The organism is Caldimonas manganoxidans ATCC BAA-369 (assembly GCF_000381125.1).
Lineage (GTDB): Bacteria > Pseudomonadota > Gammaproteobacteria > Burkholderiales > Burkholderiaceae_C > Caldimonas > Caldimonas manganoxidans.
Window position 1 is genome coordinate 39,227 of sequence record NZ_KB905929.1, and the last position, 19,261, is coordinate 58,487.

Consider the following 19,261-nt stretch of genomic DNA (forward strand, 5'->3'; position numbering starts at 1 on the left):
TGTGGAGCGCTTGCCCATGTACACCGCCAAAGGCCGCCTCGACCACCACGCGATGCTGCAGCAATACAGCCCGTTGGTCCGTCGGTTGGCGCACCAGATGATCGCCAAGCTGCCGGCCAACGTGGAGATCGACGACCTCATTCAGGTCGGCATGATCGGTCTGAGCGAGGCGCTCAGCCGCTTCGATACCAGCCAGGGCGTGCAGTTCGAGACTTTCGCGACCCAGCGCATCCGTGGCGCCATGCTCGATGAGCTGCGCGGGGCCGATTGGATGAGTCGTGGCAGCCGCAAGCAGCAGCGTTCCATCGAGGCGGCCGTGCATCGGCTCGAACAAAAGCTGGGCCGCGCGCCACTGGAAAGCGAGATCGCCCAGGAAATGGGGATCAGCTTGGCGGAGTACCAGGAGTTGCTCAACAAGGTGCGTGGCACCCAGCTCGTCTACCTGGAGGACATGAGTGGCGAGGAGGGGGACCACGACTACCTCGATCGTCATGTGGTCGACAAAGAGGCCGATCCGCTGAGCCAGCTCAACGACCGGCGACTGCGCGAGGCCTTGGTCGCGGCCATCAAGACCCTGCCCGAGCGCGAGCAGTTCGTGATGAGCATGTACTACGAACACGACATGAACCTGAAGGAAATCGCCGCCGTGCTGGGCGTGACCGAATCGCGGGTGTGCCAGCTGCACAGCCAGTCGATCGCCCGGCTGCGGGTCAAGCTGCGCGATTGGTGAGTCCAGTTTTTGAAACGAGCCGTTGCGGCGCTGCACGGTGAGGAGGCACACGATGTTGATGTTGTTCAAAGGCCGACCTGAACCGGCACCCGCCCCCCAGTCCCCGATGACCGAGCCTGCCGTGGGCGCCGCGATGGATGCACGCACGCTGGTGCAGTCGCTGCAGCAGGAGACCTCGGGCCTCGGCCGCGAGGCCGCCGAGGTGCGCGGCGTGCTCGATGACAGCATTCGCAGTGCACAACGCCAGCAGCAGGCGGTCTCGACGCTGGCCCAACATCTGCGCGCCATCGTCGAAGCGCAGGATGGCATTGGCCACGTCACCGAGCACAGTCTGCAGGCCGTGGGGCGCGCGCGCGAGGCGGTCGAAGGCGTGGGCCACGGTGTGGCTGGCGTGGTCGATACGCTGCGCGAAGTCGCCGATGCTGCGCAGCAGATCACGCAGATTGCCATGCAGACGCGGCTTGTGGCCTTCAATGCGTCGGTCGAGGCCAAGCGGGCCGGCGAGGCCGGCCGAGGATTCGCGGTCGTGGCCGACGCGGTCAAGGACTTGGCCGCGCGTGTGGAGGCTTCTTCCAAACAAATCATGAGCACGGTTGGCACGCTGGACGAGCGTATCGGCACTCTGGCGCGTGAGATTCGTAGCGACGGCAGTGAAGGCCGACAAGGCACATTCCACGCCGCATTGGCCGAAGTCGAAAGCGGCGTGCAGCGCATCGCCCAAGCGGCGGCGCACAGCCGGCAGCTCAGCACTGGCATGAATGAGGAAATGGCGCTCATCGAGCGCGAGACCGCTCAGACGACCCAGGCCCTGGAGCAGGCCCTGCAGCGCAGCGAATCCTTCCTCAAGCTGAGCGAACGCATGATGGAGCTGACCGCCGCCAGCGGGATCGAAACCGAGGACACGCCCTACATCCAAGCGGCTCAGCAAGCCGCCTCCGAGATCGCGCAGTTGTTGGAAGAGGCCGTGCGCAGCGGCGCGATCAGCCTGGAGGACCTGTTCGACGAGCAATACCGTCCGCTTCCTGGGACCAATCCGCCCCAGTGTGAAACCCGCTTCGTGGCCTTGGCCGACCGGCTGTTTCCCCAGGTGCAGGAGAAAATGCTGCAGCTGTCGCCCAAAGTGGTGTTTTGCATTGCCGTGGACCGCAACGGCTATGTGCCGACCCACAATCGCAAGTACTGCCAGCCCCAGCGTCTCGGTGACGTGGAGTGGAACACCGCCCACAGCCGCTACCGCCGCATCTTCAATGACCGCACCGGCTTGGCCAGCGCCCGCAACCGTCGGCCCTTCCTGCTGCAAACCTACCGCCGCGACATGGGCGGCGGCCGCTTCGTGTTGATGAAGGAGGTTTCTGCACCCATCGAGGTGCTGGGGCGGCACTGGGGAGGCCTGCGGCTGGCCTACCAGTTTTGAGCCACGGCCGGGCCGCCGGCGTGGCGCTGCGGCCCGGGCATCGCTCGGTGCCGCCCTGCGCCGGCGGGGGCGCTCCCCCAAATGGAGGATGAACGCCGCAGGCCTATCGGTCATCATCGTCGGTGATTTCCATGCATCGGGGAGGGCGCGAGTGCCTTCTCCGCGTCCTCATCGTGTCGTCGTCCGTCCTCGTTCCTGGGGCTTGTTCATCCACTGCGAAGGTGCCGGATCGCGCCGCTTGCGCATCGGCGCAGACGCTGGCGGGGCTGTTTCTTTCGCGCTGCCGTGCCGATGGGCAGGCGCTGGCCTATGTGGGGCTCGATGAGCGAGGGGAGGTCGCTTGGACGCGCGCTCGTGGCGAATTGCTCGAGCGCGCCACGCACCTGGCTCACGGGTTGCGTGAGCGGGCCCCGGCGGGCGCGCGGGTGTTGCTGGCCTTCGAGGGCGGAGTCGAGGCGGTCGAGCTGTTCTGGGCCTGTGTGCTGGCTGCCCTGGTGCCCATCCCCGCGCCCGCGCCGGACCTGCGCCTGGGCGCGCGAGGCTGGGACCGTCTGCATCGCATCGCCGAAGATGCCGACGCCGCACTCGGCGTGTGTGGGGGGGGCGATCGGGGCGAGGCCCCCCCAGCCTTGGGGCCGATGGCATGGGTCACGCCACAAACCCTGTGGGATGCGCATGGGGCGGCCCCAGCGGGCATGGCCGATGGCGCAGGCGTGCAGCCCCAGGATGCGGCGTATTTGCAGTACACCTCGGGCTCCACGCAGGCCCCTCGGGGGGTGGTGATCACCCATGCCCAGGTGCTGGCGCATGGGCAGGCACTGGCCCATGTCGTGGGCCAGCGGGCGTCGCTGCCGGCACGCGCCTTGAGTTGGTTGCCTTGGTTTCATGACTATGGGCTCGTGATGGGCGTGATCGAGCCCTTGCTGCGCGACAGCGTGTCGTATTTGATGCCGCGGCGGGTCTTCATGCGGCGACCGCTGCGTTGGCTGGAAGCCATTGCGCGTCATGGCATCTCCATCAGCGGGGCCCCGGATTTTGCCTATGCCGCTTGCGTGCGCGCCTTGTCTCGCGAGCCGGGGTGGAGCGCCGACTTGCGATGTTGGCGACTGGCCAGCTGTGGCGCCGAGCCGGTGCGGGCGCCGACGCTGGCGGCTTTCGAAGCGGCTTTCGGGCCTTTCGGATTCGACCCTGCCGCCTTCGCGCCGGCCTACGGCTTGGCCGAGGCGGTGCTGACGGTCAGCCTGTCGCCGCAGGTCCGTGCGCCACGGCGTCTGGTGCTGTCGGCCGCCGCCCTCGAGCAGGGGCGGGTCCAACCGGTCGCCCCCGATACCCCTGACGCGCGCACCTTGGTGTCTTGTGGGCCGGTCTTGCCGGGGCTGATGCTGCAGGTCGTGGACCCGGCGGCAGCGCATGCGCTGGGCGAGGCACAGGTCGGCGAGATCTGGGTGCGTGGCCCCAGTGTCGCGCAACGCTATTGGCAGGGCGCGGCCGATGAGGTGTTCTCGGCACGGTTGCGGGGGGAAGGCGAGGCTTGGCTGCGCACCGGCGATCTGGGCTTCGTCTACGAAGGGGAGCTGTACATCACCGGCCGGCTCAAAGACCTCATCATCGTCGGCGGGCGCAATCTCTATCCCCAGGACATCGAGGCCGAAGCGCTGGGGGCCCACCCGGCGCTGGCCGAGGGGACGGCGCTGGCTTTTGGCGTCGAGGCCGCCGCAGGCGAGGCGGTGGTGGTCTTGGCCGAAGCCCGCGGCCGCATGGCCCTCACCGAGGCAAGGGCGATCGCGCAAGCCGTTCGATCCGCCGTGTCGGCCGCCTTCGAGGTCGAGGTGGCCGAGGTGTTGGTGCTGCGCGCAGGCAGTTTGCCGCGCACCGCCAGCGGCAAACCCCAACGGGCACTGGCTCGGGAACGCTACCGGCAGGATGGCTGGCGGGCGCAGGCCTGGCCACTTGGCCCCGAGGTCGCGGCCGCAGCGCCCCAGGGGGTGCATCCTGCCGTTGCGGCCGCCTGGGACGCGGTCCTGGGGGCCGGACGGGCGGCCGACCCGCAGGCCCATTTTTTCGAGCAGGGCGGCGACTCCCTGACGGCAACGCAGCTCGTGTCGCGGCTGCGGGCTCTCAGCGGGGTCGAGCTGTCGGTTCGTCAGCTGTTCGAGTCGCCCACGCCGGCCGGTTTGAGCCGGTGCTTGGAACAGGCCGCGACGGGGGCCCCGGCCTTGGCGCCCACGCCGTTGCCTGTGGCTGTCGAACCGGTGCTGTCCTTTGCCCAGGAACGCATGTGGTTCATGCAACAGCTGGCACCGGCCAGCACGGCCTACCACATGCCGCTGGCCTTGCGCTTGCTCGGCCGACTCGATGCCCAGGCCTTGCAAGCCGCGGTCGACGAACTGGTGCGGCGACATGACATCCTGCGCACCGTGTTCGTGCTGGAGGGGCAGACCGTGCGTCCCCGGGTGCGGGCCGAAGCGCCCATCGCCATCGAGACCGTGCAGCCGCCGGGGCAGGTGCGGGGGGCGGACGATCCCGCCGTCCATGCCTTGCTGGCACGGCTGTCGCAACAGCCCTTCGATCTCGCTGGAGGGCCGCTGATGCGCCTGTACCTGCTGCCTTTGGGCAGCGACGAGCACGTGTTCCTGATCGTGCAACACCATCTGATCGGGGATCAGTGGTCCTTTGCCGTGTTGGCTCGGGAGCTGGCGGCCGCGTATGCCCGCCACCACGGTGGCAAGCCGGGCCCTGCGCCGAACGCCCCGTCATGGCAGTACGCTGATTTCGCGGCTTGGCATCGTCAGTGGTATGCGGGATGCCGTCATGCCCAAGAGCTGGCGTATTGGCGCGAGCAGCTGGCCGACTTGGAGCCCTTGGAGCTGCCGGCCGACCATCCCCGCCCGCCTCAGCCGGGCTACCAAGGTTCGCGCGTGCGTTTGCCCTTGACGGCGGACGTGCTGCACCGGCTGACGGCCCTGGGGGCAAGCCATCGGGCGAGCCTGGCCATGGTGATGATGGCCGCCTTCAAGATTTTGCTGTACCGGCACAGCGGACAGACCGATCTGGCCCTCGGCATGCCCATCGCAAACCGCCACCACTTGGCCACCGAAGACCTGCTGGGCACCTTCGTCAACACCCTGGTGCTGCGCAACCGGCTCGACCCTTGCGCGAGCTTCGAGACCTTTTTGGCACAGGTGCGTCACACCGCCTTGGAAGCCTATGCTCACCAGGACATGCCTTTCGAGCTGTTGGTGCGCGAATTGGGGGTGGGGCGTGACAGCAGCCGCTCCCCGCTCTTTCAAGTGCTCTTCAACATGGTCAACGTTCCGCTGGGCGAGATCGAATTTCCCGGGCTGCGCTGGTCACGGCTGGATTTCGACCGCCAGGCGGCCCAGTTCGATGTGGCCGTCATCGTCGATGCGGAGCTGGATCGCTCGGTCATCTTCGAGTACGCGCTCGATTTGTTCGAGCCGTCCACCGTGCAGCGCTGGGCGCGTCACTATCTTGCCTTGCTCGAGGCCGTCGTGAGCATGCCGACGCGGCCCATTGCCGAGCTGCCCATGCTCGCGCCGCAGGAGCTGGAGACCTTGCGCGCCTGGGCCGCAGGGCCGGTGCGGCCCTTGCCTGCGGGCGACGTGTGGTCTTGGCTGGCACCGGCCTTCGAGCGGCAGGCCACCCAGCCGGCGGTGGAAAGCGCCGATGGCGTGCTGACCTATGAGCAACTGGGGCGGCGCAGCCTGGCCTTGGCGCGCGCCTTGCGCCAGCGTGGCATCGGCACGGGGCAGCGCGTCGGGTTGAGCTTGCGCCGGCACCCCGACCTGTTGGTGGCTCAATTGGGCGTGCTGCGCTCGGGGGCGGCTTACGTGCCCTTGGACCCGACCTATCCCAGCGCCCGCCTGGCCGACATGGCCGAGGACGCCGCCTTGGCCTTGCTGATTGCCGAGACCGCGCCATCCTGGGCCGCGGGGGTGGCCACGGCCACTGTGGCCGCCTTGGTGGAGCAGGGGCAGGCACTGCCTGAGGACGACGCCGTCTGGTCCATCGCGGCGCAGGACCCGGCCTACGTGATCTACACCTCGGGATCGACCGGGCGCCCCAAGGGGGTGGTCGTGCCGCACGGCGCGGTGGTGAACTTTCTGGCCAGCATGGCCTGTGAGCCGGGCATGGCGCCGGGCCAGCGGTGGCTGGCCGTGACCACGTTGAGCTTCGACATCGCCGTGCTGGAAACCTTGCTGCCCCTGGGCTGCGGTGCATGCATCGTGCTGGCCACGGACGAGCAAGCTCGCAGCGGCAGCGCGCTCAGGCACTGGCTTGAAAGCGGCCGCATCACCGGCATGCAGGCCACGCCGTCGCGCTGGCAATCGGTGCTGGAGGCCGGCTGGCATGGCCCTGCCGGCGGCTTGAAGGCCCTGGTGGGCGGTGAGCCCCTGCCGCAAGAGCTGGCCGCGCGATTGCTCGCGGCGGGGGCCGAAGTCTGGAACCTGTATGGCCCCACCGAGACCACCGTGTGGTCCACCTGTGCGCGCATCGTCTCCGCATGTCCTGAACAGCTGACGATCGGACGCCCCATCGCCAACACCGTGGCCTGGGTGCTGGATGCGCAGCGCCAGCCGTGCCCGCAGGGCGTGGCCGGTGAGCTGTATCTCGGGGGGGCAGGCTTGGCTCTGGGCTATTGGCGCCGCCCGGAACTGACGTCCGAGCGCTTCATCCAGTGGCGCATGGGCCCTGGAGAGCCGCCGCAGCGCCTCTATCGTACCGGCGACCGGGTGCGCTGGCGCGCCGACGGCCAGCTCGAGCACTTGGGCCGATGGGATGATCAGATCAAGCTGCGTGGCCACCGCATCGAGCCGGCCGAGATCGAGGCCGTGCTGACCGCGCACGAGCAGGTGCACCGGGCTGTCGTGATCCGCCGTGAAGACCGTCCGGGTGATGTTCGGCTGGTGGCCTATGTCCAGGCCGATGTGCCGGCCGCCGCCCACGACGATTTGCGCCATGCCTTGCGCGAGCGGTTGCGCGCCCGCCTGCCCGACTACATGCAGCCGCAGCACCTCGTCTTCATCGACCGCCTGCCGGTGTTGCCCAATGGCAAACTCGATCGTCGTCGCCTGCCAGCCCCGGCCGAGCCGACGGCATCCGATCGGTGGGTGCCTCCTCGCCATGCGGCCGAACAGGCCTTGTGGGACATTTGGGCCGACGTGCTTGGACACCGCCGCTTCGGCGTGCACGAAGACTTTTTCGACCTGGGTGGGCATTCCTTGTTGGCCGTTCGATTGGTCCAACGCATCGAGGCTCGGCTGCGCGTGCCCTGCAGCCTGGCTCAGGTGTTCGAGCATCCCACCGTGGCCACCCTGTGCGAGGCGTTGGACAGCGGGTGCCGGCTGCACGAAGCCACGATGGTGTGCTTGCAAGCGCAGGGCACGCAGCCACCGTTGCACTGTGTGTGCGGTGTGCACATTTATCAGCCGCTGGCCGACGCCTTGGCTCCGCAGATGCCTGTGTATGGCTTGTTCGTTCCTGCCGAGCTCGGATTCCTCGATGCGCACGGGCATCCCTGTCATGGCGGCCTCACCGTCGAGCGTCTGGCGGCCGACTACCTGTGTTTGTTGCGCGAACGGCAGCGCAGCGGACCGTATCGCTTGGCCGGGCTGTCCTTCGGCGGACTGTTGGCCCTCGAGATGGCCAGGCAACTGCGCATGGCCGGTGAAGTGGTGGACTGTGTGCTGATGTTCGATACGGCCCGCCCCCTGCGCCTCGTGCCGGAGGGTTTGCAATGGCTGCGTCGTCAGGGCCATCGGTTGGCGCGGGGCCGCCTGCCGCTGGCCGCACGCCTGGGGCGCGGGCGCGTGACGGTGGCCCCCCCGCAGGCCGCTGGAGGCGAGGGGCCCGACGCCGAGCTGCTTCGCGCCCGTGAACGCCTGTATCAGCGAGCCCGCCGCGCTTACCAGCCGCGGCCTTACGACGGCTTGGTGATGCTCGTGCGTGCGCTCGAGACCGAAGCGCTCACGCCCGATATGGGATGGCAAGACGTGCTCAGCCGGCTCGTGGTGCGCGAAGTGCCCGGCGACCATTTGAGCATCTTGCGCGCTCCCCAGGTGCAGCAGCTGGCGGCCCATGTCCGGGAGCTGCTTGCGCAATTGGCGCCTGCGGCCTGAGGCCGGGCGCGGCCGCGCCTGGCGGCTTCAACAGGGGGCTCGAGGCTCAGACCCGCAGCGATCCGCGTGTGGCGGTGCCGAAGGCGCGCCCTGGCACGGCCCGGTAGACGGGCTGCGGCTCGGTGGGAATCAGCACGTCCATGGCGCGATCGAGCGCGGCCGTGGCGCGCGACAGGCTCTCACGCTGGGCCGCCACGGCGCCGGTGGCCCGCACCAGACGCTGGCGCAACGCACGGGGCACCTGAGCGCCGTGGCGGGCCGCTAGGCTGAAACGTGTCACCGCCTCGGTCAAGGCGCGATGCAGTTCGCCGGCGCAGCGTTCCAGCGCCGTGGCATCGCGTGACAGCAGCGCATCGCCCAGGGCCTGCAATCGCGTCTCCACCTCGGCGATGGCGGGTTCCAGGTCGCAAGCAGCGGTGGCCGCCAGGGCGGCCGTGGTCGGGGGCAGGGCGTGTGCAGACATCGGTGGCTCGGTCCGGAGGAGAAGGTCTGGATCAGAGAGGAGCCGGGGCAACTGGCCCCGGGCAGGCATCAGCGATTCATGCGTTGAAGCAGCTCCTGCGCGTTGGCGATCAATTTGTCGGCAATCGCCTCGGCATTGGGCTTGAAGGTGCCGTCGGCAATGGCTTGGCGGATGGCGGCCACCTTTTCGGCATCGAATTCGGGCGTGCTGGCCATGAGACTGGCCGCGGTGCTGGACAGCTTCACGGTGGCGCTTTCGCTGGGGGTGGAGGCTGCGGTGGCGGTGCCAGCGGCAGCCGGACGTGCCTCACCTGCGGCCAGGCGGCTTTGGCCTGCTGCAAGGGCAGCGGAATCCGTGGTGTGAACGATCTTCATGACCTGCTCCTGGACCGAGTCCGGTCCGACATGATCGCTGTATCGACCGCTCGATGGCGAACTTGAGCCCCGATCTCGAAATTTTTACATTTGGTCACAAATTCACCTCCAGCACGCCCTCGGCGCTGGCCACGCCGGTGACGATGCGGCCGTTGTCCGTTCGCACGCGGGCTAGGCGACCGGCCAGTCCGGGCGTCAGCGCTCGTCCCTGGCTGCTGACGGCAAAACCTTGGCCTCGAGCGATGATGCGCACCGTATCGCCGCTGGCAAACCACTGTATCGGCCGCAGATGACTGTCTCTCAAGACCTGGCCGGCTGCCAGAGGCCGGGCCAGTACCCGGTCGGTCAGTGCGGATGCATCGCTGAGCGCTGGTGAAGGCTCGGCCGCCCAGTCGGCTTCGACGGTGCGCAACAGCGATGCTTGCAGCCGCGTGCCTGCTGGCAGCGCGCTGACGGCCACGACGGCCGGACCGAACACACGCACCGTCACCGGCAGGAACACGTTCCAGCGTGTGGGTCCTTCGACGCAGCGCACCCCGACGCGGGTGCGGCCCCATGGCCGCGCACCGGCCGGCAGATAGGGCTCCATGCGTGAGCACGGCGCCAGTCTCACCCGGGCATCGAGCGCACCGACCTCCACCTCGATGCGGGTGGGGCGGGCTGCGGGCGCGCCCGCGGCACTCGACAGTTGCTGATGATGAGCCTGGGCCAGCGAACGCAGCTGCGTGGGCAGATCGATGTCCAAGGGGTTTGCGGCAGCGGGCATGCCCACGCAGGCAGCCCACACGAGCCAGCATCCGAGCGTCGGTCGGTGCAGGAGGCGGTGGTAGGGCGTGCAGACGGGGTTCATGGCGTTTGGCACTTCGACCCAGCGCACTTTAGTGCCGCGCCTGTGGCCTGCGGGGCGGGAAATGGACAGGTTTTGTGCGGCTATTTCCACTAATGTTCGGCGGCTTGGCGCAGAACAATGGCCCTCAATCTGCCGGCCCTGCATCCCCTTGGGGCTGCCGAGCCGGACGCCGCGCCCCGCATGGGCGCACGGGAATGGCGCCATGTTGGACCGTCTGACTCAATCGCTGAACTTCCAGTCCGAGGCCTTGGTGCTGCGGGCCGAGCGCCAACGCATCATCGCCAGCAATATCGCCAATGCCGACACCCCCGGCTATGTGGCGCGCGACATGGACTTTGCCGCGGCGCTCCAACAAGCCACCGCCGGGCGCAGCAATGCAGCCGCAGGCCCAGTGATGCTCACCAGCCATGCCGCACACATCGCTGCGGCGCCCCCCGCTCGCACGCCCACCACGTTGCTGTACGCACGGCCTGCGCAAACCAACCTGGACAGCAACACCGTGGACATGGATCGCGAGCGAGCGGCCTTTGCCGACAACGCCGTGCGCTACGAAGCCACGCTGCGCTTCATCAATGGCAGTGTGCGCACCCTGCTCAGTGCCATCACCGGACAGTGAGGAGCGACGCATGTCGATGTTCAACATCTTCAACATCTCGGGCAGCGCAGTCAGCGCTCAGTCGCAACGGCTGAACACGGTGGCCAGCAACCTGGCCAATGCAGACACCGTGGCCGGCCCCGACGGTCAGGCTTACAAGGCGCGCCAAGTGGTCTTCCAGACCGTGCTGATGGGCGCCCACTCCGGCGACGTTTCGGCCGCCGGCGTGAAAGTCGCCAAGGTCGTCGAAGATGCCACCCCTGGGCGCCGCGTACACGACCCGTCTCATCCGCAGGCCGATGCCGAAGGCTATGTCACTTACAGCAATGTCAACGTCGTGGAGGAAATGGTCAACATGATCTCCGCGTCGCGCTCCTATCAAAACAATGTCGAGGTCATGAACACGGCCAAGAGCCTGCTGCTCAAGACCTTGCAAATGGGCCAGTGAGTCCGCACCCCCTGAAGGCAAACCATGGACCTGTCCGCCATCAACGGCACCACCAAAAGCAGCACCTCGGGCATCTCCACGAGCAATGACATCGGGGCGCAGGATCGTTTCCTGAAGTTGCTCGTGGCACAGATGCAGAACCAGGATCCGCTCAATCCTTTGGACAACGCGCAGGTCACCAGCCAGATGGCGCAAATCCAGACCGTCACCGGCATCGAAAAGCTCAATGCCAGCCTGCAGACCATGGCGTATTCCTTCACCCAGGCCCAGGCGCTGCAAGGCGCGGCGCTCATTGGGCGCGACGTGCTGGTCGCGGGCAACCACATGAACATCGTCGACGGCGAGGCACGCGCAGCCTTCGAGTTGCACGGCGATGCGGACCTGGTCAATGTGGAAATCATCGATGCATCGGGCCAGGTGATCGACCGCCTCAGCCTGGGCGCCCTGGGCAAGGGCCGCCATCATTTCGTCTGGACGCCGCCGCAAGGCACGCAGCCGTCGCAGGTGAGCTTCAAAGTGAGCGCCACATCGGGCAAGACCACGATCCAAGCCGACACCTTCGCCCGTGAAACCGTCGGCGCCGTCAGCACCACGGCCAACGGCCTCGAACTCGATCTCTTCAGCGGAGCGACCGTGCCGTACAACAAGGTCGCTGCTGTGGTCTACCACTGAAGCGAGCCCGCTTCACCATCCACGAGGACAACGCACCATGGGCTTCCAGCAAGGTCTCTCCGGTTTGAATGCTTCGAGCAAGAACCTGGACGTCATCGGCAACAACGTGGCCAACGCCGGCACCTTCGGGGCCAAGACGGCACGTGCCGAGTTTGCCGACATGTATGCCGCCGCGATGAACGGCTCTGGCGCCACCAACATCGGCATCGGGGTTCGCCTGGCCGCGGTGGCCCAGCAATTCACCCAGGGCAACATCACCACCACCGAAAACCCATTGGATCTGGCCATCAATGGCGCAGGCTTCTTCCAAGTGGCCGACGTGGTGCGCGACCCCAATGCCGCTCCCAACACGCCGCCTACGATGGATGGGCCGCCGTTGTACACGCGCAATGGGCAATTCAAGGTCGATCGCAACGGCTACATCGTCAACAATCAAGGGCAGGTCTTGTTGGGCTATGTGGCCAATGCCACCGGGGTCATCACACCTCAGCAGGCGCGCCCGATCCAGCTGCCCACCGCGGGCATCAACCCGAATCCCACCACGGCGATCGAACTCGAATTCAACCTCGACTCGCGGGCGGCCATCACCCGCCCAAGCGGTGGCGGCATCAACTTCAACGACCCGACCACCTTCAACAATGCCACCTCGGTGACGCTGTTCGATGCGATGGGACAAGACGTTGCCGTGACCTATTATTTTCAGAAGACCGCGGCCAACACTTGGGACGTGTATGCCACGGCCAATGGCGTGCCGCTGATGGGCACCAGCGCCAGCCCGGCTCCGGTGGCCACGATCAACTACCCACCGGCTTCGGGCGGCAACCCCACGGCCGCCGGTGGCGGCTCGATCACCTATTACATGGGCGGGGGTGGCACTTCGACGGACGGACGCATCCCCATCGACGTGCCGGCCACCGTGCGTCCGGATGGCAGCTCGACCTTGCCCATCAACGGCATCGAGCTCAACATGGGCAACTCGACCCAGTATGGCACCACCTTCGGCGTGACCAACCTGACGCAAAACGGCTATGCGCCGGGTCAGTTGGTGGGGGTGACGATCGACAGCAGCGGCATCATCATGGCCCGCTTCTCCAACGGTCAATCGCGCCCGGCCGGTCAAGTCGAGTTGGCCACCTTCCGCAATCCGCAGGGTCTGCAGCCTCTGGGTGGCAATGTGTGGGCGGCCACCTATGCCTCGGGCGACCCGACCGTCAGTGCGCCGGGCTCGGGCAACATGGGGGTGCTTCAGGCCGGCGCCTTGGAGGAGTCCAACGTCGACCTGACGGCCGAACTGGTCAACATGATCACCGCACAGCGCGCCTACCAGGCCAATGCCCAGACCATCCGCACGCAGGACCAAGTGTTGCAGACGCTGGTCAGCCTGCGTTGATCCTCAGGCTTAAACCGCAGGAGCCTCCATGGACCGCATGATCTATCTGGCCATGTCCGGCGCCAAGGCCACGATGCAGCGCCAGGATGTGCTGGCGCACAACCTGGCCAATGTGTCCACCACCGGATTTCGCGCCGAGTTGCAGGCGTTCCGGGCCGTGCCGGTGCGCGGCGACGGTGCCAGCACCCGGGTCTATGCGTTGGAGACCACCACCGGCTACGACGCTGCGCCCGGCCCGGTGCAGCACACCGGCCGGCCGCTGGATGTGGCCCTGCAAGGCAATGCCTGGTTGGCGGTGCAGGCGCTGGACGGCACCGAAGCCTACACCCGTGCCGGTGCGCTCACCGTGGCGGCTGACGGCACGTTGATGACGCAAAGCGGCCTGGTCGTGCTTGGCGATGGCGGGCCGATACAGGCCCCGCCCAATGCGCAGCTGAGCATCGCGCCGGACGGCACCGTCAGTGCGCGAGCCCCCAATGGACAAAACCTTCCGGTGGCCCGCTTGAAGTTGGTGACGCCCGAGGCCGCGCTCAAGCGGGGGGCGGACGGCCTGTTTCGCAGCGCCGACGGCCAGGAACTGCCTGCCGACCCGAATGCCCGCCTCCAAGATGGCGCGCTCGAAGGATCGAACGTGAGCGCCATCGAGACCATGGTGGCCATGATCTCCGCGGCGCGCCAGTTCGAGCATCAGATGAAGATGCTCAAGACCGCCGAGCAAAACGAAAACGTCTCGGCCAAGCTGTTGTCGACCAACCCCTGAAGGAGCTCCTGCCATGATGCGTTCGCTATGGATCTCGAAGACCGGCATGGAGGCTCAACAGATCCAGCTGGATCATGTCTCCAACAACCTGGCCAACGTGGCCACCACCGGCTACAAGCGGTCCAGCGCCCAATTCGAGGACCTGATCTATCAGAACCTGCGTCAAAGCGGCGCCAACACGGCCGAGCAAGCCCAGTTGCCCACCGGATTGCAAGTGGGCCTGGGCACCCGCGCTGTGGCCACGGCACGCAGTTTCACCCAAGGCAGCTTGCAACAGTCCAGCAACCCGCTGGACGTGGCGATCAATGGCAACGGCTTCTTCGAGATCCAAATGCCCGATGGCACCTCGGCCTATACCCGGGACGGCTCGTTCAAGACCGATGCCACCGGCCGGCTGGTCACCAACAATGGCTTTCCGGTGGCCCCAGGCATCACCATCCCGCCCAATACCAGCAGCATCACCATCGGAGCCGATGGTGTGGTCACCGCCGTGGTGCCCGGCTCGGCCCAGCCGGTGCAATTGGGCACCTTGCAGCTGGTCAGTTTCGTCAATCCCGGCGGCTTGGATCCGCGGGGGCAAAACCTCTACGTCGAGACGGCCGCATCCGGCCCGCCCACGGCCGGCGTGCCCGGCAGCGAAGGCTTGGGCACCTTGCAGCAAGGCTTTCTCGAAACGTCCAATGTCAACGTGGTCGAGGAGTTGATCGGCATGATCCAAACCCAGCGAGCCTACGAGCTCAACTCCAAGGCCATCCAAACCTCCGACCAGATGCTGCAGCGCCTGGCTCAGCTCTGAGACTCACCGATCGAGGACCGATGATGCAACGCTGGATCTCCTGCAGTCTGGTCCTGGGTGCGGGCCTGCTGGCCGGCTGCCAGACCCTGGCCCCCAAGGTCGAGATGCCCGAGACGATGACCGCACGGCCCCAGGCCGTGGCCTATGCGCCGGCTCACAACGGGGGGCTGTTCCAAGCGGCCAGCTATCGACCATTGTTCGAAGATCATCGCGCCCGTCTGGTGGGCGACAGTCTCACGGTCAACATCGTCGAGCGCGTGCAGGCCAGTCAGCGTTCGGCCTCCACGGTGGAGAAAACCGGCAGCATCTCCGGCAGCATCACGGCCTTGCCTGGCATCAATCCCAACTCGTTCGGGCGTGCCAGTGTGGGCGGCAAGTCCGAGAACACTTTCTCCGGCAAAGGGGGCACGGAAGCCACCAACAACTTCACTGGCACCATCAGCGCTACCGTGCTAGAGGTGCTGCCCAATGGACACCTGATCATCGGTGGCGAAAAGCAGATCGGCTTGAATCAAAACGTGGAAGTGATGCGCTTCACCGGCCGTGTCGATCCGCGTTCGATCCAGCCCGGCAACGTCGTCAATTCCTCGCAGATCGCCGATGTGCGCATCGACTACCGTGGCCGCGGCCAACAGGCTGAAGCGCAGGGAATTGGCTGGCTGGCCCGCTTCTTTTTGAGCGTTATTCCCTTCTAAGCGAGGCCAACAATGTCCTCAAGTTTCGAGGACATGGGCCGATGAATACCCGCTACGATCGATTTCTGCGCTTGGCCATCGCCGTGGCGGCCGTGGCCGCCAGCACGGCGCTGTGGTGGCCCGTGCCGGCGCAGGCCCAGCGCATCAAGGAGCTGGCTTCCGTTCAGGGGGTGCGCCCCAATCAGCTGGTCGGCTATGGCCTGGTCGTGGGCCTGGACGGCACGGGTGACCAGACCACGCAAACGCCTTTCACGGCCCAGAGCATCACCGCGATGCTGCAGCAAATGGGCGTGTCCATTCCGCCCGGCGTCAACATGCAGCTCAAGAACGTCGCCGCGGTGATGGTGACGGCTCAATTGCCCCCCTTTGCTCAACCCGGCCAGACCATCGATGTGAACGTGGCCTCGCTGGGCAATGCGAAATCCTTGCGCGGTGGCACGTTGATCGCCACCCCGCTGAAGGGTGCGGATGGCCAGATCTATGCGCTGGCGCAAGGACACCTCATCGTCGGCGGGGCCGGGGCCTCGGCCGGCGGCAGCAAGGTTCAGGTCAACCACTTGAGTGCCGGCCGCATTCCTGGCGGGGCGACCGTCGAGCGCAGTGTGCCCACCCCGTTGCACCAGGGCGAGTATCTGCAACTGGACCTCAACGCCGCCGACTTCCATACGGCGCGCCAGGTGGCCGAGGCGATCAACCGAGCCAAGGGCGAGGGCGTGGCCGAGGCCCTGGACGGGCGTACCGTGCGCGTGCGTGCTCCCCAATCGCCGGGCGAGCGCGTGGCCTTTCTGGCCGACATCGAAAACCTCAGCGTACAGGGTGCGGCTCCGGCGGCCAAGGTGGTCCTCAACGCCCGCACCGGCTCCATCGTGATGAACCAGGCCGTCACCCTGCTGCCGGCGGCCGTGGCACATGGCAACCTGTCGGTCACCATCAGTTCCACGCCGGTCATCAGCCAGCCCGCGCCGTTTTCGCGTGGCGAGACCGTGGTGGCCGAGCAGGCCGACATCCGCATCAAGCAAGACGGCGGCTCGCTCATCGAGGTGCCGGCCGGCACGCAGCTCACCGAGGTGGTGCGCGCCCTCAACGCCTTGGGCGCCACGCCCATGGACCTGCTGGCGATCTTGCAGGCCATGAAGGCAGCCGGCGCCTTGCAGGCCGAAATCGAGGTGATCTGATGAACTCGCCCTTGACGCCGCTGCAAGGCCTGTCCAGCGACGTCCAGTCGCTGGATCGGCTTCGTGCTCGCGCAGGACAGGACCCGCGAGCGGCCGTGAAGGAGGCGGCCCGTCAGTTCGAGGCCGTGTTCATGCAGGAACTGCTCAAGAGCATGCGCGCCACCACGATGGCCTCTGGCCTGACCGACAACGCCGGCGCCGAGCTGGGCACCGAGCTGCTGGACCAGCAATATGCCAATGGCCTGGCCGGCTTGCCCGGCGGATTGGCCGACATGATCGTGCGGCAGCTGGAGCGACACATCGGCCCGCCGGCCACGTCCCCGGGCCCGGCGGCGCCGCGCCCGCTGCCTGCAGCCCTGTCCGCCCCGCGTGCCGTGGGGCCGCAGGGTGAGTTTCTGCGGGAACACTGGTCGGCCGCACAGCTGGCCGCACGCGAGACCGGCATTCCGGAACAGTTCATTCTGGCGCAGGCTGCCCACGAATCCGGCTGGGGGCAGCGCGAGATCCGCAATGCCGATGGCAGCCCTTCGTACAACGTGTTTGGCATCAAGGCCACGGGGGGCTGGAAGGGCAAGGTGGCCGAGGTCGTCACCACCGAGTATGTCAACGGCGTGCCACGCAAGATGGTGCAGAAATTCCGTTCGTACGACTCGCTGCACGAGGCCTATCGCGACTACGCCCGCCTGATCAAGAACAACCAGCGCTATGCCCGCGTGATCGAGCAGGGGCAAACGGCCCAAGGTTTCGCGCAAGGACTGCAAGAGGCCGGCTATGCCACCGACCCGGCCTATGCCGACAAACTCACGCGCGTCATCAACACCACCTTGCGACTGCAGCGTGCCATGAGTTAAGGATCCATCATGAGCGGACTCATCAGCCTGGGCACACGCACGATGTTCGCTGCGCAGGCGCAGCTCAACACCACGGCGAACAACATCTCCAATGCCAACACGCCGGGCTATTCGCGCCAGACGGTGCAGCTGGAGACGGCCGGCGGCCAGTTCACCGGGGCTGGATTTTTCGGCAAGGGGGTGAAGATCACCACCGTCGAGCGGGCTCACAATGCCTTCCTCAGTGCCGAGGTGGCCAACACCGCGGCCGTGGCCGCTGGCGACGCCACGCGCTTGGATTACCTGCAGCGCATGGAGAAGGTGTTCCGCCTGGGCGAGTCCGGCCTGGGCTTTGCAGCCGGACAGTTGCTCAATGCCTTCGTCGACGTGGCCAGCAATCCGTCGGATGCTTCGGCGCGTCAAGTGGTGTTGTCGCGCTTGGAATCACTGGCCTCACGCTACCGCTCGGCCGCCGGCGAATTGACCGCGCTGCAACAGGGCCTCACGCAGGATCTCAAGACTTCCATTGCCACCGTCAACGAATTGACCCAGCGCGTGGCCGACCTGAACCAGCAGATCGCGCGCGTCAAGGGGCTGGGTCATCAACCCAACGACTTGCTCGATCAGCGCGACCAGCTCATCACCGAAATCAGCCAGTTCATTCAAGTCACGCAAATCCCGGCGTCCGATGGCACGGTGGGTCTGTTCATTGCGGGCGGGCAGCGCCTGGTGCTGGGCAATGACGCACTGCCGCTCACCCTGGTGCCGGACCCCTACGACAACAGCATCGGCCGGCTGGGCCTGCGTGAGGCCGGGGTGGACCGGCCGCTGGTCGAAAGCAGCCTGGGCGGCGGCACGCTGGCGGGCATGCTGCGCATGCAGAATCAAGACCTGCCCGCAGCGATCAACCAAGTGGGGCGCATGGCCGCGGTGCTTGCGGCCCGGCTGAACGAACAACAGGCCCTGGGCTACGACCTCAATGGCAACGTCGGCGGGCCCTTGCTGAGCACCGGTTCACCGCGCAGCTTGCCGCATGCCAGCAACACCGGCACGGCGCAGGTCACGGTGGCCATCACCGAGGCCACGGCCTTGGAGGCGGCTGACCATGAGCTGCGTTTTCAGGGCGGGGCCTGGCAGCTGCGCCGCCTGCCCGATGGGGCGTGGTCGCCCTACACGCCGGGCACGCAAGTGGCGGGCATCACCCTCAGCGTGCCGGCAGGCACGCCTGCCGACGGCGATCGATTCCTGATCCAGCCGGTGCGCTTTGCCGCCACGGACCTGCGTGCGGCCTTGACCGATCCGAACGGCATTGCGGCAGCCGCCCCGGTGGTGGCTGCGGTCAGCCCGGCCAACCAAGGTACCATGGGCGTGAGCACCTTGTTGCCCAAACAGGCCGATCCCAACCTGGGGCAGCCGCTGCAAATCGTCTTCACCTCGCCCACGACCTTCAATATCGTCGGGACGGTCAGTGGAACGCCCAGCACCACCCTCGTGCCTGGTGAGCCCATACGCATCAACGGTTGGGAGCTGAGCGTCACTGGGGTGCCTCAGGCCGGCGACGTGATCGAGGTCCGCTCCACCGCAGTGACTGCCGGTGCGCTGGCCAGCAACAACGGCAACGCGCTGGCCTTGCTGGCCTTGCGCGACGAACCCATGGTCGGTGGCGAGACCCTGACCGACGCCTATGCCAGCGTGCTGGCCGACGTGGGCATCCGCGTACAAGGAGCCCAGTCCTCGGCCGAGATGTCCAAGACCATCGCCCGCGAGGCCCAGGTGGCACGCGACGAGCTCTCGGGCGTCAATCTCGATGAAGAGGCCGCACGGCTCATCCAGTTCCAGCAGGCCTACCAAGCGGCGGCCAAGGTGCTGCAGGTGGCCCAGCAAGTCTTTGACACCATCTTGCAGACGGCCGGCCGCTGAGCTGCCCTG

At 66.9% G+C, this 19,261-nt stretch carries 16 protein-coding genes; 13 read left to right on the forward strand and 3 right to left on the reverse strand.

Annotation, left to right across the window (positions count from 1 at the left end; translation table 11 throughout):
- Positions 1 to 16 precede the first annotated feature (16 nt).
- The 3 genes from F615_RS0100190 to F615_RS17440 all read left to right on the forward strand — a co-directional run bounded on the left by F615_RS0100190 (position 17) and on the right by F615_RS17440 (position 8,284).
- Positions 17 to 730: an RNA polymerase sigma factor FliA gene (locus F615_RS0100190; RefSeq protein WP_019559152.1), complete on the forward strand. Its 714-nt coding sequence runs from the start codon at positions 17 to 19 to the stop codon at positions 728 to 730.
- Between the two features lie 106 nt (positions 731 to 836).
- Positions 837 to 2,144, forward strand: a complete 1,308-nt coding sequence (locus tag F615_RS0100195) for a methyl-accepting chemotaxis protein (RefSeq protein ID WP_245558300.1) — start codon at positions 837 to 839, stop codon at positions 2,142 to 2,144.
- Positions 2,145 to 2,365: 221 nt separating this feature from the next.
- Positions 2,366 to 8,284 (forward strand): non-ribosomal peptide synthetase, encoded by a 5,919-nt coding sequence (locus F615_RS17440; RefSeq protein ID WP_019559154.1) that lies wholly within the window; start codon positions 2,366 to 2,368, stop codon positions 8,282 to 8,284.
- 46 nt (positions 8,285 to 8,330) lie between these two features.
- Here F615_RS17440 and F615_RS17445 read toward each other — a convergent pair whose 3' ends face one another.
- The 3 genes from F615_RS17445 to flgA form a co-directional block, all read right to left on the reverse strand.
- Positions 8,331 to 8,747: a hypothetical protein gene (locus tag F615_RS17445; protein WP_019559155.1), complete on the reverse strand. Its 417-nt coding sequence runs from the start codon at positions 8,745 to 8,747 to the stop codon at positions 8,331 to 8,333.
- A gap of 68 nt (positions 8,748 to 8,815) precedes the next feature.
- A complete protein-coding gene (gene flgM / locus F615_RS0100210; RefSeq protein WP_019559156.1) occupies positions 8,816 to 9,121 on the reverse strand; it encodes a flagellar biosynthesis anti-sigma factor FlgM in 306 nt (101 codons plus the stop codon).
- 94 nt (positions 9,122 to 9,215) lie between these two features.
- Positions 9,216 to 9,887, reverse strand: coding sequence for a flagellar basal body P-ring formation chaperone FlgA (gene flgA / locus F615_RS0100215; protein ID WP_156824482.1), 672 nt, complete (start codon positions 9,885 to 9,887; stop codon positions 9,216 to 9,218).
- Positions 9,888 to 10,173: 286 nt separating this feature from the next.
- On the opposite strand from flgA, the gene flgB reads away from it, so the two are divergent.
- Genes flgB through flgK form a run of 10 tightly spaced genes read left to right on the forward strand, consistent with a single transcriptional unit; the run spans position 10,174 to position 19,252 of the window.
- A complete protein-coding gene (gene flgB, locus F615_RS0100220) occupies positions 10,174 to 10,587 on the forward strand; it encodes a flagellar basal body rod protein FlgB (protein WP_019559158.1) in 414 nt (137 codons plus the stop codon).
- A 10-nt stretch (positions 10,588 to 10,597) separates the two neighbouring features.
- Complete coding sequence (flgC, locus tag F615_RS0100225; protein WP_019559159.1) at positions 10,598 to 11,014, forward strand: flagellar basal body rod protein FlgC; 417 nt, start codon at positions 10,598 to 10,600, stop codon at positions 11,012 to 11,014.
- Between the two features lie 24 nt (positions 11,015 to 11,038).
- On the forward strand, positions 11,039 to 11,686 hold the full coding sequence (locus F615_RS0100230) for a flagellar hook assembly protein FlgD (RefSeq protein WP_019559160.1): 648 nt from the start codon (positions 11,039 to 11,041) through the stop codon (positions 11,684 to 11,686).
- Positions 11,687 to 11,723: 37 nt separating this feature from the next.
- Entirely contained in the window at positions 11,724 to 13,076 is a 1,353-nt protein-coding gene (flgE, locus tag F615_RS0100235) for a flagellar hook protein FlgE (RefSeq protein WP_019559161.1), read from the forward strand.
- A 28-nt stretch (positions 13,077 to 13,104) separates the two neighbouring features.
- Positions 13,105 to 13,836, forward strand: a complete 732-nt coding sequence (flgF, locus tag F615_RS0100240; RefSeq protein WP_019559162.1) for a flagellar basal-body rod protein FlgF — start codon at positions 13,105 to 13,107, stop codon at positions 13,834 to 13,836.
- A gap of 13 nt (positions 13,837 to 13,849) precedes the next feature.
- Positions 13,850 to 14,632 carry a flagellar basal-body rod protein FlgG gene (flgG, locus tag F615_RS0100245; protein ID WP_019559163.1) on the forward strand — a complete coding sequence of 261 codons (783 nt, stop codon included), beginning with the start codon at positions 13,850 to 13,852 and terminating at the stop codon, positions 14,630 to 14,632.
- A 20-nt stretch (positions 14,633 to 14,652) separates the two neighbouring features.
- Positions 14,653 to 15,327, forward strand: coding sequence for a flagellar basal body L-ring protein FlgH (locus F615_RS0100250; protein ID WP_019559164.1), 675 nt, complete (start codon positions 14,653 to 14,655; stop codon positions 15,325 to 15,327).
- A 41-nt stretch (positions 15,328 to 15,368) separates the two neighbouring features.
- Entirely contained in the window at positions 15,369 to 16,502 is a 1,134-nt protein-coding gene (locus F615_RS0100255; protein WP_019559165.1) for a flagellar basal body P-ring protein FlgI, read from the forward strand.
- Positions 16,502 to 17,353 (forward strand): flagellar assembly peptidoglycan hydrolase FlgJ, encoded by an 852-nt coding sequence (gene flgJ, locus F615_RS0100260; RefSeq protein WP_019559166.1) that lies wholly within the window; start codon positions 16,502 to 16,504, stop codon positions 17,351 to 17,353. The genes F615_RS0100255 and flgJ overlap by 1 nt, the downstream gene beginning before the upstream one ends.
- Before the next feature lie 9 nt (positions 17,354 to 17,362).
- Positions 17,363 to 19,252, forward strand: coding sequence for a flagellar hook-associated protein FlgK (gene flgK, locus F615_RS0100265; RefSeq protein WP_019559167.1), 1,890 nt, complete (start codon positions 17,363 to 17,365; stop codon positions 19,250 to 19,252).
- Positions 19,253 to 19,261 lie beyond the last annotated feature (9 nt).